We start from the raw sequence: 24,737 nt of genomic DNA, 5'->3' as shown, positions 1-24,737 counted from the left end.
GTGATCCGCGACAACGGAGGGGCGCCGACACCATGCCACCCCATCTCGCCGGAGGCAGTGAAGGGCCGGACCGGCTGCGCCCGTTGGTCGAGGCCGTGCTCGGCGCGCTCGCGGCGGGCGCGGCCGCCCGCAAGGGGCCGCTTCCCGCGGGTGGTCCCGGGGCGGTCACGCGGCGGGTACGGGAGGTGCTGGGGGAGGCCCTGCCGGAGGACGGCACCGGGGCGGCGGAGGCGCTGCGCGCGGTGGTCGGGGTCGTCGCCGAGGGGGCGGCCGACCCGGCGGACCCGTTGTGCGCCGCCCATCTGCACTGCCCGCCGCTGGGGGCCGCCGTGGCGGCCGACCTAGCCGCGAGCGCGCTCAACCCGTCGATGGACTCCTGGGACCAGGCCCCGGCCGCGACCGCCCTGGAGGCGGAGGTCACCCACGCGCTGGCCCGTCTGGTCCACCCGGACGCGGCCGCGCCGGACGCGCTGGTCACGACCGGCGGCACGGAGTCCAACCAGCTCGCGCTGCTGCTGGCCCGGGAGAGCGCGCGGGGCGTTCCGGGCGTTCCGGGCGTGCGGGTCGTCGCCGGGGCCAACGGTCACCACAGCGTCCCGCGGGCCGCGTGGCTGCTCGGGATGCCCGCTCCCGTCGTCGTGGACACCCCCGGCGGGGTGCTGGACCCGGAGCGGGTGCGGGCCGTGCTCGCCGCGGGCGGGGGGCCGGCCCTGCTGGTCGCCACCGCGGGCACCACGGACTCGGGTGACATCGACCCGCTCCCCGAACTCGCCCGCGTCGCAAGGCAGTACGGCGCGCGTCTGCACGTGGACGCCGCCTACGGCGGGTCGCTGCTGTTCAGCGACCGGGAGGCGGTGAGGCTCGCCGGGCTGCGGGAGGCCGAGACCGTCACCCTGGACCTGCACAAGCTGGGCTGGCAGCCCGTGGCGGCCGGGGTGCTCGCGGTGCGCGAGGCCGCGCTGCTGCGCCCGCTGGACCACCGCGCCGACTACCTGAACGCCGCCGACGACACCGAGGCCGGCTTCCCCGACCTGCTCGGCCGCTCGCTGCGCACCTCCCGCCGCCCCGACGTGCTGAAGATCGCCGTCACGTTGCGCGCCCTCGGCCGCCGCGGGCTGGGCGGGCTCGTCGAGGCGGTCTGCGACCACGCCCGGTACCTGGCGGACCTGGTGGAGCGGCATCCCGCACTGACCCTGCGCGCCCGCCCGGCCGTCAGCACCGTGCTGTTCCGCCCCACCGGCGCCGTCGACGAGGAGGTCGCCGCGGTCCGCCGCCGACTCATGGTCGACGGCCGCGCCGTCCTCGGCAGGGCCCGCGCCGACGGACGGCTGTGGCTCAAGGCCACCCTGCTCAACCCGACCACCACGCCCACCGACCTCGAGGCTCTGCTCACGCTCGTATGCGCGACCCACCAGGAAGGCAGCACCCCCCGATGACCGCCACCGACGACCACGACCCCCACCGGGACCAGCCCTACGACCTGCTCGGCATCGGGATCGGCCCGTGCAACCTGTCCCTGGCCGCCCTCGCCGACGGCGTCCCGTACCTCAGCGCGGCCTTCTACGAGCAGGAGCGCTCCTTCCGCTGGCACCCCGGGCTGCTGCTCGACGACGCCACCCTCCAGGTGCCCTTCCTCGCCGACCTGGTGAGCCTGGTCGACCCCACGAGCCGGTGGAGCTTCCTGAACTACCTCAGGACCCGCGAGCGGCTCTACCCCTTCTACTTCGCCGAGCGCTTCCACGCGCACCGCACCGAGTACGACGCATACTGCCGCTGGGTCGCCGAGTCGCTGCCCAGCACCCGCTTCGGGCACCAGGTCGACACCGTCCGCTGGAACCCCGGGCGCGCCGTCTTCGAGGTGGACCACACCCAGCTCGACGCCGACGGCCAGGCCGAGGCCCTCGGCCGCACGTACGCCCGCAACCTGGTGCTCGGCGTCGGCAGCGCGCCGTACGTGCCCGAGCCGCTGCGGCCGCTCGCCGAGTCGCCCGCCGTCCCCGTCGTGCACTCCGCGCACTACCTGGAGCACCGGGACCGGTTGCTGGCCGCCGAGCACGTCACCGTCGTCGGCTCCGGGCAGTCGGGCGCCGAGGTCTTCCTGGACCTGCTGCGCGCCCGGCCCGCCGGGCGCGAACGGCTGACGTGGATCGCCCGGAGCCCCTCGTTCGCCCCGATGGAGTACAGCAAGCTCGGCCTGGAGCAGTTCACCCCCGACTACACGCGGTTCTTCCACGGGCTGTCCGAGCCGGTCCGCGACGAGCTCCTGCCCCGGCAGTGGCAACTGCACCGGGCCATCGACCACGGCACGATCGGCGCCGTCCACGACGAGCTGTACCGCCGCACCCTGGGCGGCGGCTGGCCGGACGCCGTCCTCACCCCCGGCGTGACGGTCCGCACCGCCGGCCGGATGGGCATGGGAGCCGTGGAACTCCACCTGGAGCACGAGCAGCAGGGCACCCGCAGCCGGCTGATCACCAACGCGGTCGTCCTCGCCACCGGCTACCGGGAGCGCTCCCTGGACGCGCTGCTCGCCCCGATCCACCCCTACATCCGCCGTGACGCGGCCGGCCGGCCCCGGATCGACGGGAGCCACCGGCTGGAGCTCGACCCGGTGGTCGCGAGCACCGGCGCGGCCGTCCACGTGCAGAACGCCGAGCGCCACACCCACGGCGTCGGCGCCCCCGACCTGGGGCTGGCCGCGTGGCGCTCGGCGGTCGTCCTCAACGCGGTGACCGGCAAGGAGCCCTACCCGCTGCCCTCCCGCACGGCCTTCACGACCTTCGGGCTCGGCGCGGCCACCAACCCGGTCAGCCCTTGGACCGCGACTTCTCCTTGCGCAAGGCCCGCAGGTACTCGCGGTTCATAGCGGCGATCGACGGCAGCGGGATGCCCTTGGGGCAGGCCGTCGCGCACTCCCCGGTGTTGGTGCAGCCGCCGAAGCCCTGGTCGTCCATGGCGGCGACCATGTCCAGCACCCGGGTCTCGCGCTCGGGCTGCCCCTGGGGCAGCACGTTGAGGTGGTTGACCTTGGCCGAGGTGAACAGCATCGCCGAGCCGTTGGGGCAGGCCGCCACGCACGCGCCGCAGCCGATGCACTCCGCGTGCTCGAAGGCGAAGTCGGCGGCCTCCTTCGGGACGGGCGTGGCGTGCGCCTCGGGGGCGCTGCCGGTCGGCACGGAGATGTAGCCGCCGGCCTGGATCACCCGGTCGAAGGCCGAGCGGTCGACGACCAGGTCCTTGACCACCGGGAAGGCGGCGGCCCGCCACGGCTCGACGTCGACGGTGTCGCCGTCCTTGAAGTGCCGCATGTGCAGCTGGCAGGTGGTGGTCCGTTCCGGGCCGTGCGCCTGCCCGTTGATCACCATGCCGCAGGCGCCGCAGATGCCCTCCCGGCAGTCGTGGTCGAAGGCGACGGGCTCGTCGCCCGCGAGGATCAGCTCCTCGTTGAGGACGTCGAGCATCTCCAGGAACGACATGTCGGGACTGATGTCCTCGACACGGTAGGTGACCATGGCGCCCTCGTCCTCGGAGGACGGCTGGCGCCAGATGCGCAGGGTGAGGTTCACGCGTAGCTCCGCTGGGTGGGGTGTACGTACTCGAAGTCGAGGGCCTCCTTGTGGAGCACCGGGTCCTCGCCGGCGCCGGTGAACTCCCAGGCCGCGGCGTACGAGAAGTCCTCGTCGTCGCGCAGGGCCTCGCCGTCCGGGGTCTGGCTCTCCTCGCGGAAGTGGCCGCCGCAGGACTCGGTGCGGTGCAGGGCGTCCAGGCACATCAGCTCGGCCAGCTCCAGGAAGTCCGCGACCCGGTTGGCCTTCTCCAGCGACTGGTTGAGGTCGTCGCCGCTGCCGGGCACCTTCACCCGGCGCCAGAACTCCTCGCGCAGCGCCGGGATCCGCTCCAGCGCCTTGCGCAGCCCCGACTCGTTGCGCGCCATGCCGCACTCGTCCCACAGCAGCTCGCCGAGCTCGCGGTGGAAGGAGTCCGGGGTGCGGTCGCCGTCCACGGACAGCAGCAGGTTCAGCCGGTCCTCGACGTCGGCGACGGCCTCGGCGACCGCCGGGTGGTCCGGCGTGACGGTCTCGTGCGGGCCGCGCGCCAGGTAGTCGTTGATCGTGGCCGGGAGCACGAAGTAGCCGTCGGCCAGGCCCTGCATCAGGGCGCTGGCGCCGAGCCGGTTGGCGCCGTGGTCGGAGAAGTTGGCCTCGCCGATGGCGAACAGGCCCGGGACCGTGGTCTGCAGGTCGTAGTCGACCCACAGGCCGCCCATCGTGTAGTGCACGGCGGGGTAGATCCGCATGGGCCGGGTGTACGGGTCCTCCGCGGTGATCCGCTCGTACATCTCGAAGAGGTTGCCGTACTTCTCCTCCACCTTGGCGCGGCCCATGCGGGCGATCGCGTCGGCGAAGTCCAGGTAGACGCCCTGACCGCCGGGGCCGACGCCGCGGCCCTCGTCGCAGACGTTCTTGGCGGCGCGGGAGGCGATGTCGCGGGGCACCAGGTTGCCGAAGGCGGGGTAGATCCGCTCCAGGTAGTAGTCGCGCTCGTCCTCGGGGATCTCGTGCGGCGGACGGTCGTCGCCCTTGGCCTTCGGCACCCAGATGCGGCCGTCGTTGCGCAGTGACTCGCTCATCAGGGTGAGCTTGGACTGGTGGTCGCCGGAGCGCGGGATGCAGGTGGGGTGGATCTGCGTGAAGCAGGGGTTGGCGAAGTACGCGCCGCGCCGGTGCGCCCGCCAGATGGCGGTGGCGTTGGAGCCCTTGGCGTTGGTCGACAGGTAGAAGACGTTGCCGTAGCCGCCGGTCGCCAGCACCACGGCGTCGCCCATGTGCGTCGAGACCTCGCCCGTCACCAGGTCGCGGGCGACGATGCCGCGGGCCTTGCCGTCCACCACGATCAGGTCGAGCATCTCGGTGCGCGGGTGCAGTTCCACGTTGCCCGCGTCGATCTGGCGGGACAGCGCCTGGTAGGCGCCGAGGAGCAGTTGCTGGCCGGTCTGGCCGCGGGCGTAGAAGGTGCGGGAGACCTGGACGCCGCCGAAGGAGCGGGTGTCCAGCAGGCCGCCGTACTCGCGGGCGAAGGGCACGCCCTGGGCCACGCACTGGTCGATGATCTGCACCGACACCTCGGCGAGGCGGTGCACATTGGACTCGCGGGCGCGGAAGTCGCCGCCCTTCACGGTGTCGTAGAACAGGCGGTGCACGCTGTCACCGTCGTTGCGGTAGTTCTTCGCCGCGTTGATGCCGCCCTGCGCGGCGATCGAGTGCGCCCGGCGCGGTGAGTCCTGGTAGCAGAACTGCACGACGTGGTAGCCCTGTTCGGCCAGCGTCGCCCCCGCGGAGCCGCCCGCCAGACCCGTGCCGACCACGATCACGGTGTGCTTGCGGCGGTTGGCGGGGTTGACCAGCTTCGCCTCGAACCTGCGGCGGTCCCAGCGCTCCGCGATCGGCACGTCCGGCGCCTTGGTGTCGGCGATCGGCTCGCCCAGTCGGTACTCCACGGTCAGTCCACCAATCCGGTCATCACGGAGACGGGTACGACGAGGAAGCCGGCGGTCAGCGCCGCCGCCAGCACGTTCGCCGTGATCTTCAGCGCGCGGTCGCGGCGCTTGTTCACCGCCCCCAGGGTCTGCGCGGCGCTCCAGAAGCCATGCCTGATGTGCAGGCCGAGGGCGAGCATCGCGACGATGTAGACGACGTCCACCCACCAGATCCGGAAATCGGCCACGATGTTCTCGTAGGGGTGGTGCTCCTTGCCCAGCGGGTTCACGGTGAGCGTGGTCAGGTCCAGGATGTGCCAGACGATGTAGAGGCCCAGGATCACCCCGCCCCAGCGCATCGTCCGGGTCGCGTAGCTCGTGCGCTGCCGCTTGTGCTCGTACTTCGCCGGGCGTGCCTTGATGTCGCGCTTGCTGAGCTGGTAGGCGGCGACGCCGTGCAGCACCACCGCGACCACCAGGCCGGTGCGCTGGATGTACAGGTACCAGCTGTTGTGCAGGGCGGGCTCACCGATGGTGCGCAGCCACGCCGCGTACCCGTTGAACTCCTCGGGGCCGAAGAAGATCTTCAGGTTGCCCAGCATGTGCGCGACCAGGAAGAGCAGCATGATCACGCCGGTCCCGGCCATGACCGCCTTCTTGCCCACGGTCGAGCCCCACAGTGCCCGTAGGAGCGACGGGCGGCGGCCCGTACCCGTCGCCCTCGTCCTCGTCGTCGCCAAAGCCATGCGCTCGACGCTAGGTCTGCCTGCCACGAAAGGTCCAAGACATGTTCCGGCTCGTTTCGATAGGCGGCACCTATCGCGTTATCGTGCCGATATGCAGCTGCAGCAGCTCGTGTACTTCCTGGCGGTCGCCGACACCCTGCACTTCACCCGCGCCGCCGAACGCGTCCACGTCGCGCAGCCCTCGCTGTCGCAGCAGATCAAGGCCCTGGAGCGGGAGCTGGGCGCGGACCTGTTCAGCCGCGCCCGCGGCAACATCGCGCTGACCGACGCCGGGCAGGCCCTGCTGCCGCTGGCGCGGCGCATCATCGCCGACACCGAGACCGCCACCCAGGAGGTCCAGGAGCTGGTGCACCTGCGCCGCGGCCGGGTGCGCCTCGGCGCGACCCCCAGCCTCGCCACCGGCCTGCTGCCGGACGTGCTGCGCGACTTCCACGACCGCTACCCCGGCATCCGGCTGGTCGTCGAGGAGGGCGGCTCACGCGACCTGGTGCGCGAGCTCGCCTCCGGCAGCCTCGACCTCGCCCTGATCGTGCTGCCGCTGCAGAGCCACGACCCCGCCCTGGACGCCACGCCGCTGCTCCACGAGGACCTGGTGGTGGTGACCGCCACCGACGCACCGCCGCCCTCCGCCGGGCCCACCCTGCGGGTCGCCGACCTCAGGGACCGGCCGCTGGTCATGTTCCGCAGCGGCTACGACCTGCGGGACCTCACCGTCGCGGCGTGCCGGGCGGCGGGTTTCGAACCGCGCTTCGCGATCGAGGGCGGCGAGATGGACGCCGTGCTGGGCTTCGTGGAGGCGGGACTCGGCCCCGCGGTCGTGCCCAGCATGGTCGCCGGACGCCGGCCCAGGCTGCGCACGACGCCCTTCGAGGCCCCCGGGCTGCAGCGCACGGTCGCCCTGGCGCACCGCAAGGACGCCGAGCCCCCGCGCGCCGCCCGGGAACTGCGCCGCGTGCTCCTGGAACACGTGCCGGCCTGAGGCCGGCGGTGCCGGCGTCCTCCGTGCCCGGCCACTGCGGAACGCCCGGAGGGCATGTGCACAGCCCGCACATGCCCTCCGGTGTACCGGGAACGCTCGGAAGGGCTAGAAGACCGGCACGCCGCCGCGGGTCAGCTTCCAGTCCTGCGAGCCGAACCGCGCCGGGTCGATGGATCCGTTCGCCTGCACCCAGGCGATGATGGTGTTCCGGATCTCCTCGGAGTTCGCCCACACCTGCTGCGCCGTGGCGACCGCGGGGAAGTTGCCGCCGCCGTTGGCCCGGTAGTTGTTGACGGCCAGGACGAAGCGGGCCGACTCGTCGATCGGCGCACCCTGGAAGAGCACGTTCGACACCCGCGAACCGGCGGGGCGGGAGATGTCGATGTCGTAGGTGACGCCGCTGACCACGTCGTAGTTGTAGTCGGGCGTGCCGTTCGCGTTCGTCAGCTTCGCGACGTCGACGGGCGCGTCGGGCGCCGTCTGTACGAAGTAGTTCGCCGAGAACTCGATGTACGCCTTGACCTGGGCACCGGTCAGGATCCGGGCCTCCAGGGTGTTCTCGAAGACGTACAGCCCGGCGACGTCGCGGATGGTGACCTGGCCCGCCGGGATGGCGGCCGTGCGCGAGAAGCACGCGGCCTGCGACAGCACCGGCAGGGAGGCGTGCTCGGTCCCGGCGAGCGCCGCCTTGACCGTCTCGGCCTGGACGAAGTTGATGAAGTCGATGATCGGCGTGTCCTTGTAGGGGGACTCCTCCGCCGACATCGCCGCGGCCGACGTGCCGATCACCTGGTTGACGTAACCCACGACCTCCTTGTGCTCGTCCGAGAGCAGCCGGACGATCCGCGGGTCCTCCTCGACCGTGTTGGAGTTGAGGACGGACGCGCCGACGGTGACGACCTCCCACTTGCCCCGGACCAGCTCCAGGTCGAAGTCGAAGACCGTCAGGCGCTGGCCCCACTTCAGCGGCTCGGAGAGCACCACGCCCTGGCCGGTCTGCTTGTTGGCCACCACGTACTCCGGGATCTCGGAGTGGGCGTGGCCGACCAGGATCGCGTCGATCCCCGGCACCTGCTCGGCGACCAGCGCCGCCGCGTTCTCGACGTACGGCAGCTGGTCACCGTAGGAGGAGGTGCCGGAGGAGCCGCTGTGGGCCGAGACGACGACCACGTCGGCGCCCATCGCACGCAGCCGGGGCACGTACTTCGCGGCCTGCTCCTCCAGGCCCGGGAAGGTCATCTTGCCCTGCACGTTGGCCTTGTCCCAGATCGCGATGCCGGGGTTGGTCAGTCCCAGGACCGCCACCTTCACGTCGGGGGCGCCGTCGACGCGCAGCCGGTGGAAGGAGTACGGCGGGAAGGCCGGCCGGCCCGTGCGCGCGTCGAGCGCGTTGGCGCCGAGCAGCGGGAAGTCGCACTGCTCCTCGAACTTGCGCAGCACCGGGATGCCGTAGTTGAACTCGTGGTTCCCCAGCGCCGCGGCGTCGTAGCCGATGGCGTTCATGGCCTGCGCCATCGGGTGCACCGGACCGTGCTTGGCGGTGATCGGGTCGATCTTGGCGTAGTAGTACGACAGCTGGGTGCCCTGGATGGTGTCGCCCGCGTCGATCAGCAGGGTGTTGCGGCGGCCCTTCGCCGCGCGCTGCTGCGTGACCAGGGTGGAGATCTTGGCGAGGCCGACGTCGTTGTGCGCCTTGTCGTCGTACTCCGCGTCCGTGAAGTAGTCCCAGTTGAAGACGTTGCCGTGCAGGTCGGTGGTGCCGAGGACGCTGAAGGAGTACTTCTTCGGTCCGTGACCGTGCCCGTGCCCGTGGCGGCCCGTGGCCTGGGCCGGAGCCGCGCCGGCCAGGGCGCCCGCCGTGCCGGCCAGCGCGAGGCCCGCGCCGGTGACGGCGGACCGGTTGAGGAAGTCCCTGCGGTTCAGCGGCATACGTCGGCTCCTGGTGTCCGGGGCGCCTCCGGCGGTCGCCGGGGGCGGGATGATGGTCTGCTGGTGGTGTTAACGCGCGTAGATTCTGGCGCACGGGTGCCCCGGGCAACACCCCCGCCAGGTTGCGAACAGATGACTCGTCACGGCGGTACCGGCCTGGCAAGGTGGGACGCATGAGCACAGAACCGGCCAGGACGTACCCGACCCCCGAGACCCCGCACGTGGGGGTGCGGGGCGAGGCGACCCTCGAGGTCGAGCCCGAGCTCGCCCGGATCGCCGTCACCGTCAGCGCCCGCGGCACCGACCGCCGCGCCACGCTGGACGACCTCAGCCGGCGCAACGCGCAAGTGCTCGACCTCGTCAAGGGCTACACCGACGCCGTCGAGAAGCTGGAGACCGGGGCCTTCGTGATCACCCCCGAGCTGCGGGAGCGGGGCCGCGGCGAGCGCGTACGGGCGTACCACGGCAGCGTGCGCGTGGGGGCCACCCTCACCGACTTCACCGCTCTGGGCGAGCTCACCACCCGGCTGGCCGATCTGGAGCTCACCCGTGTCGACGGCCCCTGGTGGTCGCTGCGGCCCGACTCCGCGGCCTACAGCGAGGCCCGCCGGCAGGCCGTGCGCGACGCGGTGCAGCGTGCCCGCGAGTACGCGCAGGCGCTCGGCGCCCGGCTGGTGGCCCTGGTCGAGCTGGCCGACGAGGGAGTGCAGCAGTCGGCGCCCTTCCGTGCCCGTCCGGCGATGCGGACCGCCGCCTTCGCGGCACCCGGCGGCGCCGAGGACACGGCCCAGGCCCTTGACATGGAGCCGGAGCGACAGAACGTGTACGCGCAGGTCACCGCACACTTCACCATGACGGCGCCCGACCTGTCGGCCTGAGCCCCGCCCCACCGGCGGTGTGCTCATCGGAGCGGGCCCCAGCTCACTTCACCACTTGTCAACAACCGTTAATCAGGCTGACGTTGGACAGTCGCCTTCCACGAGGTACCTACTGTGAAGTAGGTCATAGGCTCGGTCCATGCGCCGAGCAAAAATCGTCTGCACCCTCGGGCCCGCCACCGACGCCTACGACCAGATCAAGGCCCTGGTCGAAGCCGGTATGGACGTCGCCCGCCTGAACATGAGCCATGGTTGCCACGCCGATCACGAGGAGCGTTACCGGCGCGTGCGCAAGGCCGCCGACGAGAGCGGCCGCAGCGTCGGGATCCTCGCGGACCTTCAAGGCCCGAAGATCCGGCTGGGACGCTTCGCGGAGGGCCCCGTACTGCTTGAACGCGGTGACGAGTTCACGATCACCACCGAGGAGATCGAGGGCGACCGGCTGATCTGCGGTACCACGTACAAGGGCCTGGCCGCCGACGTCACGCGTGGTGAGCGGATCCTCGTCGATGACGGCCGCGTCACCCTGGAGGTCACCGGCGTCGAGGGCACCCGGGTCCGCACCCTGTGCATCGAGGGCGGTCTGATCTCCGACAACAAGGGGCTCAACCTCCCCGGTGTCGCCGTCTCCGTGCCCGCCCTGTCCGAGAAGGACGTCGAGGACCTGCGCTGGGCGCTGCGCACCGGTGCCGACATCATCGCGCTGTCCTTCGTCCGCAGCGGCCGGGACGCCGAGGACGTGCTGCGCATCATGCGCGAGGAGGACCGCCGGGTCCCCGTCATCGCCAAGATCGAGAAGCCGCAGGCGGTCGACAACCTCGAGGAGATCGTCGCCGCCTTCGACGGGATCATGGTGGCCCGCGGCGACCTCGGCGTGGAGATGCCGCTGGAGGCCGTGCCCATGGTGCAGAAGCGCGCGGTCGCCCTCGCCCGGCGCAACGCCAAGCCGGTGATCGTCGCGACGCAGATGCTGGAGTCGATGATCGCCTCCTCGCGTCCCACCCGCGCCGAGGCCTCGGACGTGGCCAACGCCGTCATGGACGGCGCCGACGCGGTCATGCTCTCCGGCGAGACCAGCGTCGGCAAGCACCCCGTCGAGACGGTCAGGACCATGGGCCGGATCGTCGCCGCCGCCGAGGAGGACATGCTCGCGGCCGGCCTGCCGCCGCTGACCGAGCAGAACAAGCCCCGCACCCAGGGCGGCGCCGTCGCACGCGCGGCCGCGGAGATGGGCGACTTCCTCGACGCCAAGTACCTGGTGGCCTTCACCCAGTCCGGCGACACCGCACGGCGGCTCTCCCGCTACCGCTCGCCCATCCCCGTGCTCGCCTTCAGCCCCGAGCCGGCCACCCGCTCGCAGCTCAGCCTCACCTGGGGCGTGGAGACCTTCCTCGGGCCGATGGTGCAGACGACCGACGAGATGGTCGACCAGGTCGACGAGCAGCTGCTGCGCATCGGCCGCTGCCAGGAGGGCGACGTCGTCGTCATCACGGCGGGCTCGCCGCCCGGTGTTTCGGGGACCACCAACCTCGTGCGCGTGCACCACATCGGCGAGGACGACTCCCCTTCGCCCCGCTGAGGCCGCCGACGGCGCCGACGCCGCCCGCTGCCGGGCGGCGGCCGCGCGCCTCCAGGACGAGCGCGAGCGACAGCAGCGTGGCGCCCAGCAGGAGCGAGCCCCACGGCAGGTAGGAGGTCATCACCAGCACCACCTGCCGCTGGGACTTCACCAGGGCGACGGTGTGCCGCACGTAGTCCTCGCGCATCTTCACGTGCCCGGCGAACGCGGTGACCGGCTGCTGCTTCCCGTCGGTGAAGCGCATCTCCTCCCGGTGGACCTCCTCCCCGTTGACCGGGGCCCCGGTGACGGGGTCCACCCAGAACATGCGCTTCGTGGTGTACCAGCGCTCCATGCCCATCGCCGCGACGGTCTGCGGGGTGACGCCCTCGACCGGCATCTTCTTGGGCAGCGGGACCTCGGTCCAGGGCACGGTCTGCTCGAAGTAGTAGACCTCCAGGCCGCGGAACTGCCGCGTGCCGCGGTAGTGGATGGGCGCCGAACTCCGCGCCTGCGCGTCGAAGTAGTAGTAGTCCCGCTTCTCGGTGAGGAAGGGGAACTTGAACTCGACGCCCCGGCGTTCGACGGCATCGCCGTCGACGCTCTCGCCCCCCGCGTGGACGGGTTCCTGCGTGTGCGCGTCGAAGACGTACCGCTCGGGGACCTGGGAGACCATCGCGCCGTCCGGGCCCACCACGTAGGCCAGCCCGTCCCACACGACCACGTCCCGGCCGGTGCGCCGGTCGATCCGATGCGCCTCCTCCACGTTGCCCTTCAGGGTCTGCACGATGCTGACCTTCGCGACCTTCTTTGGCCGCATCGTCCCGTAGTCGAGCAGCGTGGCGTCCCGCGCCTCCAGGACGACCGCCTGGTACTGGCCTGCCGGGATCTTCGCCAGACGGGGGAAGGCGTACCAGCGCACCAGCGGTGACAGTGCGGCGAAGAACACCGCGAGGGAGAGGAGGACCAGGCTTGACCTGCGGCGCATGGGACCGCCCTCCTACGGGTGCGCGGGGACGGTGGTGAGCAGCGGCTCAGGGGACGTGCTGCCGTCCGGCGGACCGACCGCGGTCACGAGGAGGACGATCCCGAGCGCGGCGACGAGTCCGATGGCCGCCGCGATGACTGCGCGCATGGCCGTACCTCCCGGTCGTACGGCTACGTCGGCTGGGCCGGTGAACCGTAGCAACCGGGAGTTGAAATGAGAACAGGTTCTACGGCGTCAGTTGGTCGGGCCGGAGGCGGTGGCGCCCTCGGTCTCCGTCGCGGTCGGCGACGGGCTGTCGCCGGGGGAGGCCGTCGCACAGGGGTCGGGCGTACCGGACGGCGACGGGGAGGCCGTGTCGGTGGGGGTCGCCGTGGGCGACGCGGAGGCCGTCGGGCAGGTCGGCGGGTCCGTCGGGCCGGTGGTGGGGCCCGTCGTCGGGGAGTCGGTGGGCGAGGTCGTCGGCGAGGGGCTGCCCGACGGGGGGCCGATCGTGCCGCTGGCGGTCGCGGTCGGCGTGGGCGACTTCGTCGGCCGGGGCGAGGCGCTCATGCTCGGGGACCACGTCGGCGAGGGCGAGCTGGACGGCGCCGTGGAGGACGGCGGGTCGTCGGGGGTGTCGCTGCCCGCGCCGCCCACGTCGGGGAGGGAGACGACGTCGCCCTTGCGGAAGTGGTCGTACCAGGACAGGACCGTGTTCAGGTACGCGGTCGAGTTGTTGTAACCCAGGATCGCGCGGTGGAGGTCGTGTTCGACGGACAGGTCGCGGTTGCCCGCGCACAGGTAGCGGCCGGCGGCGAGCGCCGCGTCGAATATGTTGTTCGGGTTGGTGACGCCGTCGTCGTTACCGTCCGCGCCCCAGGTCTGCCAGGTCGACGGGATGAACTGCATCGGGCCGACCGCGCGGTCGTGGACCTTGTCCCCGTCCCAGACGCCGTCGTCGGTGTCGGTGATGTTCGCGAAGCCGTTGCCGTTGAGGACCGGGCCCAGGATGGGGGAGAGCGTGGTGCCCGCGGAGTCGACGTTGCCGCTGCGCGCCTGGTTGGACTCGACCTGGCCGATCGCGGCCAGCAGCTCCCAGCGCAGGTTGCACCCGGGGTCGCTGGCGGCGAGCGCCGTCTCGGCCCTGCGGTAGGCCTCCAGCACGGACACCGGCAGGCCGGTGCCGTCGGTCGCGCCGGTCCCCGGACCGGTGCCCGGGGTGGCGGAGGTGCCGGGAGCGGGTGTGTTGAGCGGCGGGAGACCGGTGAAGTACTCCGACGAGTTGCCGTCGATGGGGTCGCCGGGCGGGGGTACGATCGGGGCGCCTGCGCTGGTGTTGAGGATGCCCGGCAGCAGTCCGGGGGCCTGGGAACCCGTCAGCGCCGCCATGGCCGCGGCGGCCACCGCGGTGCCCGCGACTCCCCTGCGGATCCGCCGTCCGTACCGCGCTCGCATACCCGCTGCCCCTCCCGAAAGCCGTGTGTCGCCCGTCTCCCTGCGTGGCAACCCTGGTGACCCTACGGCAACTTCCCGAACGGAGCCACCGTCCCGGACGTCGCATACTGATCAGACAGATGTGTTCCGGAAGAGGTTGCATGCCGTTCACGATGAGTCATGCGTTGGCAGTGCTGCCGGGTCTGCGGCAGGACCGCGCCGGCACCGTACGGGGACGCGGCCCGCTCGTCGCGGCCGCCCTCGTCGCCGGCTCCTTCGCCCCCGACGTGCCCTTCTTCGCCGATTCGCTGGTGCGGGGCCTCTTCGGCTTCGGGCAGGTCACCCACGCCCCGCTGGGCGTCGCCCTCGTGGACCCGGTCATCGCCGCCGGGCTGGTGGGCGGCTGGGCGGCGCTGCGCGGGCCCCTCGTGGCCCTGCTGCCCGAGCACCGGCAGGCCGGGATCGCCGCCCTGGCGGGCGTCGGCGACCGCATGCGGCCCTCGCCGCGATCGGTCGCGGCCTTCTGGGCGTCGGCCGTGGCCGGGGCGACCACCCACGTGGTCTGGGACGCCTTCACCCACCCCGGGCGGTGGGGCGTGCGCCTGCTCCCCGTGCTCGACCACGAGGTGCACGGCACGGCCCTGCACAAGTACGTCCAGTACGGAAGCTCGGCCGTGGCGCTGGCCCTGCTGGGCTGGTACGGGCTGCGCGCCCTGAGGGCCGTGCCCGGTACGGCCGAAAAGCGCCCCTCCTCTGTGCCCCGGCTCTCGCGCCGGGCCCGGCGGCTCGCCCTGACCGCCCTCGGCGTCACCACGGCCGCCGGAGCGGCCGTACGCGCGGAGCAGTGGTACGGGGCGACCGGCGACGCCGCCGGGATGATCCCGGCCGGCCTCTTCGGCGCCGGGGCGGGACTCGCCCTGGCCGCCGCGACCTGCGCCGGCGCGGTGCACCTCACGCACCGCGCCGCCCGCCGCGACGGCCGGGGGACCGGCGGTCAGTGGGCCGCCGACTCCCAGTCCGGACCGACGCCCACGGAGACGTCCAGCGGCGCCCGCAACGGGTAGGCGGCCGCCATCTCGCGACGGACCAGCTCCTCCACTGCGGCCCGCTCGCCGGGGGCGACCTCGACCACGATTTCGTCGTGCACCTGCAGCAGCATCCGGGAGCGCAGCCCCTCCCGCGCCAGCGCCGCGTCCACCTTCAGCATCGCGATCTTGACGATGTCGGCGGCCGAGCCCTGGATCGGCGCGTTGAGCGCCATCCGCTCGGCCATCTCGCGGCGCTGGCGGTTGTCGCTGGTGAGGTCGGGAAGGTAACGGCGGCGGCCCATCAAGGTCTCGGTGTAACCCGTGACCCGGGCCTCCTCCACCACGCGCTGCAGATAGTCCCGCACGCCGCCGAACCGCTCGAAGTACGTCTCCATCAGGCCGCGCGCCTCGGCCGCCTCGATGCCCAGCTGCTGCGACAGGCCGAAGGCCGACAGCCCGTACGCCAGCCCGTAGGACATCGCCTTGATCTTGCGGCGCATCTCGGCGTCCACCTGCTCCGGCGGCACCGAGAAGACGTAGCTGCCGACCGTGGTGTGCAGGTCCTCGCCGGAGTCGAAGGCCGCGATCAGCCCCTCGTCCTCCGACAGGTGGGCCATCACCCGCAGTTCGATCTGGCTGTAGTCGGCGGTCAGCAGCGACTCGTAGCCCTCGCCGACCACGAAGCCGCGGCGGATCGCCCGGCCCTCGTCGGTGCGCACCGGCACGTTCTGCAGGTTGGGGTCGGTCGAGGACAGCCGGCCCGTGGCCGCCACGATCTGGCTGAACGTGGTGTGGATCCGCCCGTCGGGAGCGATCGTCTTGACCAGCCCCTCGACCGTCACCCGCAGCTTCGCCTGCTCCCGGTGACGCAGCATGATCACCGGCAGCTCGTGCTCGGTCTGCGCCGCCAGCCACGCCAGCGCGTCCGCGTCGGTGGTGTAACCCGTCTTGGTCTTCTTCGTCTTGGGCAGCCCCAGCTCGCCGAAGAGCACCTCCTGCAGCTGCTTGGGGGAGCCCAGGTTGAACTCGTGCCCGACCGCGGCGTGCGCCTCCTTCACGGCGAGCTGCACCTCGCCCGCGAACCGCTGCTCCAGGCGCTCCAGATGCTCGCGGTCCGCCGCGATGCCCGCCCGCTCCATTCGCGCCAGCAGCGTCGAGGTCGGCAGCTCCACCTCGCGCAGCAGCCGCAGCGCGCCGTCCTGCTCCAGCCGCGCGGCGAACGCGTCGCCCAGGTCCAGCACGGCGCGCGCCTGCACCATCAGGGCGTCCGCCTCGGCCTCTTCGTCGGCGCCGAAGGCCAACTGGCCGTCCTCGCCGCCCGCCGGGGCCAGCTCCCGCCCCAGGTACTCCACCGACAGGTCGTCCAGGGCGAACGAGCGGCGGCCGGGCTTGACCAGGTACGCGGCCAGCGCCGTGCACATCGTGACCCCGTCCACGCTCCAGCCGTGCTCGGCGAAGACCCGCATCACGTTCTTGGCGTTGTGCAGCACCTTCGGCCGGGCGGCGTCCGCCAGCCACGCCGCGAAGGCCTGCTCGTCCTTCTCGTCCAGCGCCGCCGGGTCGAACCACGCCGCCGGGCCCTCCGCCGTCGCCAGCGCCACCTCGGACACGCTGCCCGCGCCCAGCGCCCACGCGTCGACCGTCGCCACGCCCAGCGGCCCGCCGGCGTGCTCCGCCAGCCAGTCCGCCAGCTCGCCCGCGGCCAGCACGCGGCCCTCGACGGCCACACCGCCGGCGACCTCCGGAGTGCCCTGCTCCGCGGCACCCGGGTCGGCCGCGTACAGCCGCTCCCGGAAGTTGGGGTGGCGGAACTCCAGGGTGTCCAGCACCACGTCGAGCGCGTCCCGGTCGTACGCCTGCCGTGCCAGCTGCTCCGGCCCGCAGGGCAGCTCCACGTCCCGCACCAGCTCCGTCAGCCGGCGGTTGAGCTTCACCGACTCCAGGTGGGCGCGCAGGTTCTCGCCCGCCTTGCCCTTCACCTCCTCCGCGCGGTCCGCGAGCTCCGCGAACGAGCCGAACTGGGTGATCCACTTGGCGGCGGTCTTCTCCCCGACGCCCGGGATGCCGGGCAGGTTGTCCGACGGGTCGCCGCGCAACGCCGCGAAGTCCGGGTACTGCGCGGGGGTCAGCCCGTACTTCTCCTCGACCTTCGCCGGGGTGAACCGGGTCAGCTCGGAGACGCCCTTCGTCGGGTACAGCACCGTGACGTGGTCCGAGACGAGCTGGAAGGAGTCGCGGTCGCCGGTGACGATCAGCACCTCGTACCCCAGCGCCTCCGCCTGCGTGGCCAGCGTGGCGATCACGTCGTCCGCCTCGTAACCCTCCGTGGCGAATCGCTGCACCTTCATCGTGTCCAGCAGCTCGCCGATCAGCGTCACCTGGCTGCGGAACTCGTCCGGCGTCGCGGACCGGGTCGCCTTGTACTCCGGGAACTCCTCCAGACGCCACGTGCGCCGCGAGACGTCGAACGCCACCGCCAGATGCGTCGGCCGCTCATCACGCAGCGTGTTCGCCAGCATCGACGCGAAGCCGTACACCGCGTTCGTCGGCTGCCCGGTGGTGGTGTTGAAGTTCTCCACCGGCAGCGCGTAGAAGGCCCGGTACGCCAGCGAATGCCCGTCCAGCAGGAGCAACCGGGGCCGCTCACCCCCCTGGGGTGCGGTGCCGGTCGCTGCGTTCGTCTTCTCTGCCTTGACTGCCACGTCCCGATCCTCCCACGCCCGTCTGACACTGCCGGTCCGCCGCCTGGTCGTGGCAGGATCGAAGCCATGGCAGGCAAAGCACCCGCAGGCGACCCCGTCCAGGACGCACCCGAGGTCAGCGCCCCGCAGCACGCCGCTGCCGGGCTCACGGCCATCGGGCACACCCTGCGCATCGCGCAGCAGCAGATGGGGGTGCGACGCACCGCGCTCACCCTCCTCAAGGTCAACCAGAAGGACGGCTTCGACTGCCCCGGCTGCGCCTGGCCCGAGCCCGAGCACCGGCACACCGCCGAGTTCTGCGAGAACGGCGCCAAGGCCGTCGCCGAGGAGGCCACCCTGCGCCGGGTCACACCGGACTTCTTCGCCGCGCACCCCGTCGCCGACCTCGCCCGGCGCAGCGGCTACTGGCTTGGCCAGCAGGGCCGCCTCACCCAGCCCATGTACCTGCCGGACGGCGCCGACCACTACGAGCCCGTCCCCTGGGAACGCGCCTTCGAGATCGTCGCCGACGAGCTGAACGGCCTGACGGGCCCCGACGAGGCCGTGTTCTACACCTCGGGCCGCACCAGCAACGAGGCCGCCTTCCTCTACCAGCTCTTCGCCCGCGAGTTCGGCACCAACAACCTGCCCGACTGCTCCAACATGTGCCACGAGTCGTCGGGCTCCGCGCTCGCGCAGACCATAGGCATCGGCAAGGGCAGCGTCCTGCTCGAGGACCTCCACCGCGCCGACCTGATCATCGTCGCCGGGCAGAACCCCGGCACCAACCACCCCCGCATGCTCTCCGCCCTGGAGAAGGCGAAGGCGAGCGGCGCGAGGATCGTCACGGTCAACCCGCTGCCCGAGGCCGGCCTGCAGCGCTTCAAGAACCCGCAGACCCCCAAGGGCCTGGCCGGCGGTGGCACCGCGCTCGCCGACCTCTTCCTGCAGATCCGGCTCGGCGGCGACCAGGCCCTCTTCCGCGCCCTCAACAAGGCGCTCCTGGAGGCCGAGGACCAGGCGCCCGGCACCGTCCTCGACCAGGCCTTCATCGACGGGCACACCCACGGCTTCGAGGAGTGCGCGGCCGCCGCCCGCGCCACCGACCCCGACGAGGTGCTGCGCGCCACCGGCCTGCCCCAGTCCGAGATCGACGAACTCCTCGCCATGGTGCTCGGCGCCAAGAGCGTCATCGTCTGCTGGGCCATGGGCCTCACCCAGCACAAGCACTCCGTGCCCACCATCAAGGAGGTCGTCAACTTCCTCCTCCTGCGCGGCAACATCGGCCGCCCCGGCGCCGGCGTGTGCCCCGTCCGCGGCCACAGCAACGTCCAGGGCGACCGCACCATGGGCATCTACGAGAAGCCCGCCCCCGCCTTCCTCGACGCTCTGGAGAAGGAGTTCGGCTTCGCCCCGCCCCGCGAGCACGGCCTGGACACCGTCGCCGCCATCCGCGCCCTGCGCGACGGCGACGCCAAGGTCTTCTTCGCCATGGGCGGCAACTTCGTCGCCGCCTCACCCGACACGGACGTCACCGAGGCCGCCATGCGCCGCGCCCGCCTCACCGTGCACGTGTCCACCAAGCTCAACCGCTCCCACGTGGTCACCGGCGCCCGCGCCCTGATCCTGCCCACCCTGGGCCGGACCGAGCGCGACGTCCAGGCCGCCGGCGAGCAGTTCGTCACCGTCGAGGACTCCATGGGCATGGTGCACGCCTCCCGCGGCGGCCTGGAACCCGCGAGCCCCCTGCTGCTGTCCGAGCCGGCCATCGTCTGCCGCCTCGCCGCCGCCGTCCTCGGCCCGGACAGCCGCGTGCCCTGGCAGGAGCTCGAGGGCGACTACGACCGGATCCGCGACCGGATATCCCGCGTGATCCCCGGCTTCGACGACTTCAACGTCAAGGTGCGCCGCCCCGGCGGCTTCACCCTCCCGCACGCCCCGCGCGACTCCCGCAGCTTCCCCACCGCCACCGGGCTGGCCAACTTCACCGCCGCCCCTCTGGAGTACCCCCGGGTCCCCGAGGGCCGGCTGCTGCTGCAGACGCTGCGCTCGCACGACCAGTACAACACCACCATCTACGGCCTCGACGACCGCTACCGCGGCATCAAGGGCGGCCGCCGCGTCGTCCTGGTCCACCCCGACGACGCCGCCGCCCTCGGCTTCGCCGACGGCGCCTACACCGACCTCGTCAGCGAGTGGACGGACGGCACGGAACGCCGCGCCGAGGGCTTCCGGGTGGTCCACTACCCGACGGCCCGCGGCTGCGCCGCCGCCTACTACCCGGAGACCAACGTGCTGGTCCCGCTCGACCACACCGCCGACACCAGCAACACCCCGGCGTCCAAGTCCGTCGTCGTCCGGCTGGAACAGACCACCCCGCCCGGCGGTCCCCACTGACCGTCCGGTAGAAAACGGGCCAGTACACCGAACGACGACGATCGGAGCCACCGTCCATGGGCGAGCAGACCACGACCAGCCTTTTCTCCCCGGAGGTCATCGAGCAGTACGCCGGACTCGGCGTCGACCTGGTGGCGCTGTTCTCCGCCGGCGACCTCGGCTCCCGCATGGGCGTCGAGATCGTCGAGGCGACCGCCGAGCGCGTCGTGGCCACCATGCCCGTCGAGGGGAACACCCAGCCCTACGGGCTCCTCCACGGCGGCGCCTCCGCCGTCCTGGCGGAGACCATCGGGTCCATCGGCGCCATGCTGCACGGCGGCCCCGGCAAGATCGCCGTCGGGGTCGACCTCAACTGCACCCACCACCGCGGCCTGCGCTCCGGCAAGGTGACCGGGGTCGCCACCCCCGTCCACCGCGGCCGCTCCTCCGCGACCTACGAGATCGTCATCAGCGACGAGCAGGACCGCCGGGTCTGCTCCGCCCGCCTCACCTGCATGCTGCGCCCGGCCACCCCGGCCACCCCGGCCACCCCGGGCACCGTCACCGCCTGACGCCCGCCCGCACGGGACGCACGAGGAGGGCGGCCCCCGGAATCCTCCGGGGGCCGCCCTCCTCGCGGTATGGCACGCCGTGCGACGCCGGACGCTACGCCGCGCCCTCACCGAGGTACGCGGCACGCACGCGCGGGTCGGACAGCAGGGCCGAGGCGTCGTCCTCCATGACGATCGCGCCCGTCTCCAGCACGTAGCCGCGGTCGGCCAGCTGCAGCGCCTGCGAGGCGTTCTGCTCCACCAGCAGCACCGTGGTGCCCTGGTCGTTGATCTCCTTGATGATCTCGAAGATCTGCTGGACGATCAGCGGCGCCAGCCCCATCGACGGCTCGTCGAGCAGCAGCAGGTTCGGGCGGCCCATCAGGGCCCGGCCGATGGCCAGCATCTGCTGCTCACCGCCGGACAGGGTGCCCGCCAGCTGCGTACGCCGCTCCGCCAGGCGCGGGAAGAGCGTCAGCACACGGTCCAGGTCGTCCTTGGAGACGCCCTTGAACCGGTAGGCGCCCATCTCCAGGTTCTCCAGCACCGTCATCACCGGGAAGACGCGGCGGCCCTCCGGCGACTGGCCGATGCCGAGCTCCACGACCTTGTGCGCGGGAACGCCGTCGATCCGCTCACCGCCCAGCCGCACCTCGCCGTGGCGGGGCTGCAGCAGACCGGAGATCGTGCGCAGGGTGGTGGTCTTGCCGGCGCCGTTCGCGCCGAGCAGCGCCACGACCTCACCCTGCCGGACCGTCACGTTGATGCCCTTGAGCGCCTGGATCGCGCCGTAGAACACCTGCAGGTCGACCAGCTCCAGCATCGCCGGGGCCTGGGCGACGGAACCGTCCGTCGCCTTCTCGAAGTTGGCGGCCTCGGTCATCGGCCCTCCTCCTCGGACTCACGCGGTGCGGGGACTTCCGGAGCGTCGGCCGTGTGGTGCGACTCGACGATCTCCACCATCTCCGCGACGGCCTCCACGGCCTCCTCGTCGGCAGAACCCAGGTACGCCTCGATCACCGCGGGATCGCGCTGCACCTCCTCGGGCAGACCCTCGGCGATCACCTTGCCGAAGTTCAGCACCATGACGCGGTCCGCGACCGACATCACGAGCTTCATGTCGTGCTCGATCAGCAGCACGCTGACGCCCAGGTCCTGGTTGATCCGGCGGATCAGCTGCTCCAGCTCCAGCTTCTCCGTCGGGTTCGTACCGGCCGCCGGCTCGTCCAGCAGCAGCACCTTCGGGTCGGTCGCCAGCGCCCGCGCGATCTCCAGACGCCGCTGGTCACCGTAGGAGAGGCTGGCGGCCAGCTCGTTGTGCTTGCCCGACAGGCCCACGTACGACAGCAGCTCCTGCGCCCGCTCGTCGCTGGCCTTCTCGTCCCGGCGCGCCCACGGCAGGCCCAGCATGATCGAGATCGCTCCCGACTTCTGCCGCGACTCCGCCGCGATCTTGACGTTCTCCAGCGCCGTCAGGGCACTGAAGAGCCGGATGTTCTGGTAGGTCCGGGCGACACCGTAACGGTTCACCAGGTACGGCTTGGCGCCGAGCAGCTTGTGCTCGGAACCGCCCTCCGCGTGGAAGGTGATCGTGCCCTCCTGCGGGACGTACACGCCCGTCAGGGAGTTGAACAGCGAGGTCTTGCCCGCGCCGTTCGGACCGATCACCGCGAGGATCTCGCCCCGCCGCATCGTCAGGTTGACGTCCGACAGGCTGGTGAGACCGCCGAACCGCAGCGTCACGCCACGGGCCTGCAGCACCGCACCGCCGGTCTGCGCGGGCTGCACGCCCGCTTCCTCCACCGCGTTCACGACTTCACGCCTCCCGTCGGCTCGGTCATCGCATCGGCGTCGCCGATGCCCGCCTCCGCCATGTGCAGCTCACGCTGCCTGCGGCGGGAGGGGATCACACCCTGCGGACGGAAGATCATCATGATGACGAGCAGCGCACCCAGGTAGATGAAGCGGTCCTGCTCCGGCACCAGGTCACGCAGCGCGTTCGGCAGCCACACCAGCAGCGCGGCACCGAACAGCACGCCCGCGATGGACCCCATGCCGCCGAACACCACGTACGCCAGCGCGAGCACCGACAGCACGATGGTGAAGTTCTCCGGGTTGATGAAGCCGACCTTGCTGGAGTAGACGACGCCCGCCAGACCCGAGGTCGACGCGCCGATCGCGAAGGCCAGCAGCTTGTAGCGGACGGTGTTGATGCCCGTCGCGGAGGCGGCCACCTCGTCCTCCCGGATCGCCGTCCAGGTCCGGCCGATCCGCGAGTGCTCCAGGCGGTTGTACAGGAAGATCAGCACCACCAGGAAGAACAGCAGGAGGTACCAGTACGGCAGCGGGTCCAGCGTCCAGTCGTAGTTGATCGGACCGATGTGGATCGAGGGGTGCGGGATGCCGATGACACCGCGCGAACCGTTCGTGAAGCCGTCCGAGTTCTTCGCGACCAGGTACACGATCTCGTGGAAGCCCAGCGTCACGATCGCGAGGTAGTCACCGCGCAGCCGCAGCGTCGGGGCGCCCAGCAGCACACCGGCGATCAGGCAGGTGACGATGGCGAACGGGATCGACTCCAGCGCGCCCACCGTGAACGGCGGCTTCACCGGCATGTGGCCGGTCCAGAAGGCGCAGGAGTACGCGCCGATCGCGTAGAAGGCGATGAAGCCCAGGTCCAGCAGACCGGCCCAGCCGACCACCACGTTCAGACCGACCGCGATGATCATGAAGATCCCCATCTGCGTGACGAGGACCTCCTGCCAGAACAGGCTGGTGTTGGCCGGGATGACGATCGCCAGCACCAGGACGACCACCAGTCCGCCCAGCCGCAGCCAGCCGTTGGACCGGAACATCGCCCGCGTCGGCTCCAGCGACTTGCCGACACCCTGCGCACCCTGCCGGGCCGCGTCGCGCACCGGGGCGCCGAACTCCACCAGCGCCCACACGCCCACCATGATGGCCAGGCAGATCCACAGCCGCACCGACTGGAAGGCGCCGGTGAACGCCGACAGCCTCTCCGCCGGGTTGCCGTCCTCGCCCGTCATCAGCGCCAGGATGAAGCCCAGCACCAGCATGCCGAGCAGCCGTGTCCAGCGGGGCTGCTGGTACCAGGCCTTGCGGCGCAGTTTCGCCACGTCCACCGAGAAGGACTTGGCAGCGGTCGCGTTGCTCATGCCGACCTCCCCAGACGCTCGCCCATGATGCCCGTCGGACGGAACATCAGCACCAGGATCAGGATCACGAACGCGGTCACGTCGATCCACTGGGTGCCGAAGAGCGGGGAGCTCAGGTTCTCGACGATGCCCAGCAGCAGACCGCCCAGCATCGCACCACGGATGTTGCCGATACCGCCCAGCACCGCCGCCGCGAAGGCCTTGATGCCCGGCAGGAAGCCCACCGTGAACCAGACCTGGCCGGAGATGCCGAAGCCGTACAGGAAGCCGGCGGCGCCACCCAGCAGACCGCCGATGATGAACGTACGGGAGATGATCTTGTCGATGTCGACACCCATCAGACCCGCCGTCTCGGCGTCCTGCGCCACGGCCCGGATGCCCGCACCCATCTTCGTGCGGTTGACCACCAGGTCCAGACCGATCATCATCGCGACCGCGGAACCGATGATGATCAGCTGCGTGATCTTCACCGGGGTGCCGAAGACGCTGAAGACCTCACCGTTGGTGTACAGCTCCGGCATGGGCACGGGGTTGCGGCCCCACAGCTTGCCCGCCAGGTTGTACAGGAAGAACGACGCACCGATGGCGCTGATCAGGAAGACCAGCTTGGGGGCGTTGCGCTTGCGCAGCGGCTTGTACGCCGCCTTCTCCAGCCCGAACGCGGTCAGCGCTCCGACCAGGGCGCCGGCGATCATGCCGACGATCACCCACACGACGGAGTTGAATCCGTGCGGGGACTGCGGGGCGAGCTCGGAGAGCACGACGAGCGAACCGAAGCCGCCCATCATGAAGACCTCGCTGTGCGCGAAGTTGATGAGCTGGAGCACGCCGTAGACCAGGGTGTACCCGATCGCTATGACGGCGTACATGGAACCCGTCGTCAAGCCTGGGATGAAGTAGTCCCAGAAGTTGTGGAAGAGATTCATCGTGCGTGGGAATCCTTGCTGAAGCCGGTGAA

20 protein-coding genes are annotated in these 24,737 nt (G+C 71.6%); 8 read left to right on the top strand and 12 right to left on the bottom strand.

Annotated elements, in window-relative coordinates; translation table 11 throughout:
* Positions 1 to 32: 32 nt before the first annotated feature.
* Complete coding sequence (locus tag ABZ312_RS15455) at positions 33 to 1,436, top strand: pyridoxal phosphate-dependent decarboxylase family protein (RefSeq protein ID WP_500437840.1); 1,404 nt, start codon at positions 33 to 35, stop codon at positions 1,434 to 1,436.
* A complete protein-coding gene (locus tag ABZ312_RS15450; RefSeq protein WP_500331940.1) occupies positions 1,433 to 2,866 on the top strand; it encodes a lysine N(6)-hydroxylase/L-ornithine N(5)-oxygenase family protein in 1,434 nt (477 codons plus the stop codon). The genes ABZ312_RS15455 and ABZ312_RS15450 overlap by 4 nt, the downstream gene beginning before the upstream one ends.
* On the opposite strand, the gene ABZ312_RS15445 is transcribed toward ABZ312_RS15450, so the two are convergent.
* From ABZ312_RS15445 to ABZ312_RS15435, 3 genes are read right to left on the bottom strand one after another with little or no spacing between them, the layout of a single operon-like run.
* Positions 2,808 to 3,566 carry a succinate dehydrogenase/fumarate reductase iron-sulfur subunit gene (locus ABZ312_RS15445; protein WP_500331941.1) on the bottom strand — a complete coding sequence of 253 codons (759 nt, stop codon included), beginning with the start codon at positions 3,564 to 3,566 and terminating at the stop codon, positions 2,808 to 2,810. The genes ABZ312_RS15450 and ABZ312_RS15445 overlap by 59 nt on opposite strands.
* Positions 3,563 to 5,497, bottom strand: coding sequence for a fumarate reductase/succinate dehydrogenase flavoprotein subunit (locus ABZ312_RS15440; protein WP_499511285.1), 1,935 nt, complete (start codon positions 5,495 to 5,497; stop codon positions 3,563 to 3,565). The genes ABZ312_RS15445 and ABZ312_RS15440 overlap by 4 nt, the downstream gene beginning before the upstream one ends.
* Positions 5,498 to 5,499: 2 nt before the next feature.
* Positions 5,500 to 6,222, bottom strand: coding sequence for a succinate dehydrogenase cytochrome b subunit (locus ABZ312_RS15435; RefSeq protein WP_499511284.1), 723 nt, complete (start codon positions 6,220 to 6,222; stop codon positions 5,500 to 5,502).
* Between the two features lie 91 nt (positions 6,223 to 6,313).
* Here ABZ312_RS15435 and ABZ312_RS15430 point away from each other — a divergent pair, with 91 nt between their 5' ends.
* Positions 6,314 to 7,201 carry a LysR family transcriptional regulator gene (locus ABZ312_RS15430; RefSeq protein ID WP_499511283.1) on the top strand — a complete coding sequence of 296 codons (888 nt, stop codon included), beginning with the start codon at positions 6,314 to 6,316 and terminating at the stop codon, positions 7,199 to 7,201.
* A gap of 105 nt (positions 7,202 to 7,306) precedes the next feature.
* On the opposite strand, the gene ABZ312_RS15425 is transcribed toward ABZ312_RS15430, so the two are convergent.
* Positions 7,307 to 9,130: a bifunctional metallophosphatase/5'-nucleotidase gene (locus ABZ312_RS15425; protein ID WP_500331942.1), complete on the bottom strand. Its 1,824-nt coding sequence runs from the start codon at positions 9,128 to 9,130 to the stop codon at positions 7,307 to 7,309.
* Between the two features lie 173 nt (positions 9,131 to 9,303).
* On the opposite strand from ABZ312_RS15425, the gene ABZ312_RS15420 reads away from it, so the two are divergent.
* Positions 9,304 to 10,008, top strand: coding sequence for an SIMPL domain-containing protein (locus tag ABZ312_RS15420; RefSeq protein WP_500331943.1), 705 nt, complete (start codon positions 9,304 to 9,306; stop codon positions 10,006 to 10,008).
* 139 nt (positions 10,009 to 10,147) lie between these two features.
* A complete protein-coding gene (gene pyk, locus ABZ312_RS15415; RefSeq protein ID WP_500331944.1) occupies positions 10,148 to 11,587 on the top strand; it encodes a pyruvate kinase in 1,440 nt (479 codons plus the stop codon).
* Here pyk and pgfA read toward each other — a convergent pair.
* From pgfA to ABZ312_RS15400, 3 genes are all read right to left on the bottom strand, one after another.
* Positions 11,496 to 12,554 carry a cell envelope lipid trafficking protein PgfA gene (pgfA, locus tag ABZ312_RS15410; RefSeq protein ID WP_500437838.1) on the bottom strand — a complete coding sequence of 353 codons (1,059 nt, stop codon included), beginning with the start codon at positions 12,552 to 12,554 and terminating at the stop codon, positions 11,496 to 11,498. The two genes, pyk and pgfA, sit on opposite strands and share 92 nt — an antisense overlap.
* Before the next feature lie 12 nt (positions 12,555 to 12,566).
* Positions 12,567 to 12,701, bottom strand: a complete 135-nt coding sequence (locus ABZ312_RS15405; RefSeq protein ID WP_500331946.1) for an SPW_0924 family protein — start codon at positions 12,699 to 12,701, stop codon at positions 12,567 to 12,569.
* Between the two features lie 87 nt (positions 12,702 to 12,788).
* Positions 12,789 to 13,988 carry a lytic transglycosylase domain-containing protein gene (locus ABZ312_RS15400; RefSeq protein ID WP_500437837.1) on the bottom strand — a complete coding sequence of 400 codons (1,200 nt, stop codon included), beginning with the start codon at positions 13,986 to 13,988 and terminating at the stop codon, positions 12,789 to 12,791.
* A 170-nt stretch (positions 13,989 to 14,158) separates the two neighbouring features.
* Between ABZ312_RS15400 and ABZ312_RS15395 the strand changes: the two genes are divergently transcribed.
* A complete protein-coding gene (locus ABZ312_RS15395) occupies positions 14,159 to 15,031 on the top strand; it encodes a DUF4184 family protein (protein ID WP_500359100.1) in 873 nt (290 codons plus the stop codon).
* Here ABZ312_RS15395 and polA read toward each other — a convergent pair.
* A complete protein-coding gene (gene polA / locus ABZ312_RS15390) occupies positions 14,962 to 17,697 on the bottom strand; it encodes a DNA polymerase I (protein ID WP_500331948.1) in 2,736 nt (911 codons plus the stop codon). The genes ABZ312_RS15395 and polA overlap by 70 nt on opposite strands.
* Before the next feature lie 66 nt (positions 17,698 to 17,763).
* Between polA and ABZ312_RS15385 the strand changes: the two genes are divergently transcribed.
* Both ABZ312_RS15385 and ABZ312_RS15380 read left to right on the top strand, forming a co-directional pair.
* The gene (locus ABZ312_RS15385; RefSeq protein ID WP_500359098.1) at positions 17,764 to 20,073 is read left to right on the top strand and encodes an FdhF/YdeP family oxidoreductase; all 2,310 of its coding nucleotides are present in this window, start codon (positions 17,764 to 17,766) and stop codon (positions 20,071 to 20,073) included.
* A gap of 56 nt (positions 20,074 to 20,129) precedes the next feature.
* Positions 20,130 to 20,624, top strand: a complete 495-nt coding sequence (locus ABZ312_RS15380; RefSeq protein ID WP_500437835.1) for a hotdog fold thioesterase — start codon at positions 20,130 to 20,132, stop codon at positions 20,622 to 20,624.
* 94 nt (positions 20,625 to 20,718) lie between these two features.
* On the opposite strand, the gene ABZ312_RS15375 is transcribed toward ABZ312_RS15380, so the two are convergent.
* From ABZ312_RS15375 to ABZ312_RS15360, 4 genes are read right to left on the bottom strand one after another with little or no spacing between them, the layout of a single operon-like run.
* A complete protein-coding gene (locus tag ABZ312_RS15375) occupies positions 20,719 to 21,486 on the bottom strand; it encodes an ABC transporter ATP-binding protein (protein WP_499511272.1) in 768 nt (255 codons plus the stop codon).
* Positions 21,483 to 22,415 (bottom strand): ABC transporter ATP-binding protein, encoded by a 933-nt coding sequence (locus tag ABZ312_RS15370; protein ID WP_500331950.1) that lies wholly within the window; start codon positions 22,413 to 22,415, stop codon positions 21,483 to 21,485. Before ABZ312_RS15370 ends, ABZ312_RS15375 begins: the two co-directional genes overlap by 4 nt.
* Positions 22,412 to 23,779, bottom strand: a complete 1,368-nt coding sequence (locus ABZ312_RS15365; RefSeq protein WP_500331951.1) for a branched-chain amino acid ABC transporter permease — start codon at positions 23,777 to 23,779, stop codon at positions 22,412 to 22,414. The genes ABZ312_RS15370 and ABZ312_RS15365 overlap by 4 nt, the downstream gene beginning before the upstream one ends.
* Positions 23,776 to 24,705, bottom strand: coding sequence for a branched-chain amino acid ABC transporter permease (locus ABZ312_RS15360; RefSeq protein ID WP_499511269.1), 930 nt, complete (start codon positions 24,703 to 24,705; stop codon positions 23,776 to 23,778). The genes ABZ312_RS15365 and ABZ312_RS15360 overlap by 4 nt, the downstream gene beginning before the upstream one ends.
* Positions 24,706 to 24,737 lie beyond the last annotated feature (32 nt).

Source organism: Streptomyces sp. NPDC006207 (assembly GCF_040613835.1).
Classification (GTDB): Bacteria; Actinomycetota; Actinomycetes; order Streptomycetales; family Streptomycetaceae; genus Actinacidiphila.
The sequence above is the reverse complement of the archived record's forward strand: the minus strand, read 5'-3'. Positions and strand labels throughout refer to the sequence as shown.

What these genes read in the sequence shown, in the direction of transcription:
- ABZ312_RS15365 (WP_500331951.1), bottom strand. Translation starts at nt 23,779, where the DNA reads ATGAGCAACGCGACCGCTGCCAAGTCCTTCTCGGTGGACGTGGCGAAA.
- ABZ312_RS15405 (WP_500331946.1), bottom strand. Translation starts at nt 12,701, where the DNA reads ATGCGCGCAGTCATCGCGGCGGCCATCGGACTCGTCGCCGCGCTCGGG.
- ABZ312_RS15400 (WP_500437837.1), bottom strand. Translation starts at nt 13,988, where the DNA reads ATGCGAGCGCGGTACGGACGGCGGATCCGCAGGGGAGTCGCGGGCACC.
- ABZ312_RS15380 (WP_500437835.1), top strand. Translation starts at nt 20,130, where the DNA reads ATGGGCGAGCAGACCACGACCAGCCTTTTCTCCCCGGAGGTCATCGAG.
- ABZ312_RS15360 (WP_499511269.1), bottom strand. Translation starts at nt 24,705, where the DNA reads ATGAATCTCTTCCACAACTTCTGGGACTACTTCATCCCAGGCTTGACG.
- ABZ312_RS15455 (WP_500437840.1), top strand. Translation starts at nt 33, where the DNA reads ATGCCACCCCATCTCGCCGGAGGCAGTGAAGGGCCGGACCGGCTGCGC.
- ABZ312_RS15420 (WP_500331943.1), top strand. Translation starts at nt 9,304, where the DNA reads ATGAGCACAGAACCGGCCAGGACGTACCCGACCCCCGAGACCCCGCAC.
- pyk (WP_500331944.1), top strand. Translation starts at nt 10,148, where the DNA reads ATGCGCCGAGCAAAAATCGTCTGCACCCTCGGGCCCGCCACCGACGCC.
- ABZ312_RS15425 (WP_500331942.1), bottom strand. Translation starts at nt 9,130, where the DNA reads ATGCCGCTGAACCGCAGGGACTTCCTCAACCGGTCCGCCGTCACCGGC.
- ABZ312_RS15450 (WP_500331940.1), top strand. Translation starts at nt 1,433, where the DNA reads ATGACCGCCACCGACGACCACGACCCCCACCGGGACCAGCCCTACGAC.
- ABZ312_RS15435 (WP_499511284.1), bottom strand. Translation starts at nt 6,222, where the DNA reads ATGGCTTTGGCGACGACGAGGACGAGGGCGACGGGTACGGGCCGCCGC.
- ABZ312_RS15385 (WP_500359098.1), top strand. Translation starts at nt 17,764, where the DNA reads ATGGCAGGCAAAGCACCCGCAGGCGACCCCGTCCAGGACGCACCCGAG.
- pgfA (WP_500437838.1), bottom strand. Translation starts at nt 12,554, where the DNA reads ATGCGCCGCAGGTCAAGCCTGGTCCTCCTCTCCCTCGCGGTGTTCTTC.
- ABZ312_RS15430 (WP_499511283.1), top strand. Translation starts at nt 6,314, where the DNA reads ATGCAGCTGCAGCAGCTCGTGTACTTCCTGGCGGTCGCCGACACCCTG.
- ABZ312_RS15375 (WP_499511272.1), bottom strand. Translation starts at nt 21,486, where the DNA reads ATGACCGAGGCCGCCAACTTCGAGAAGGCGACGGACGGTTCCGTCGCC.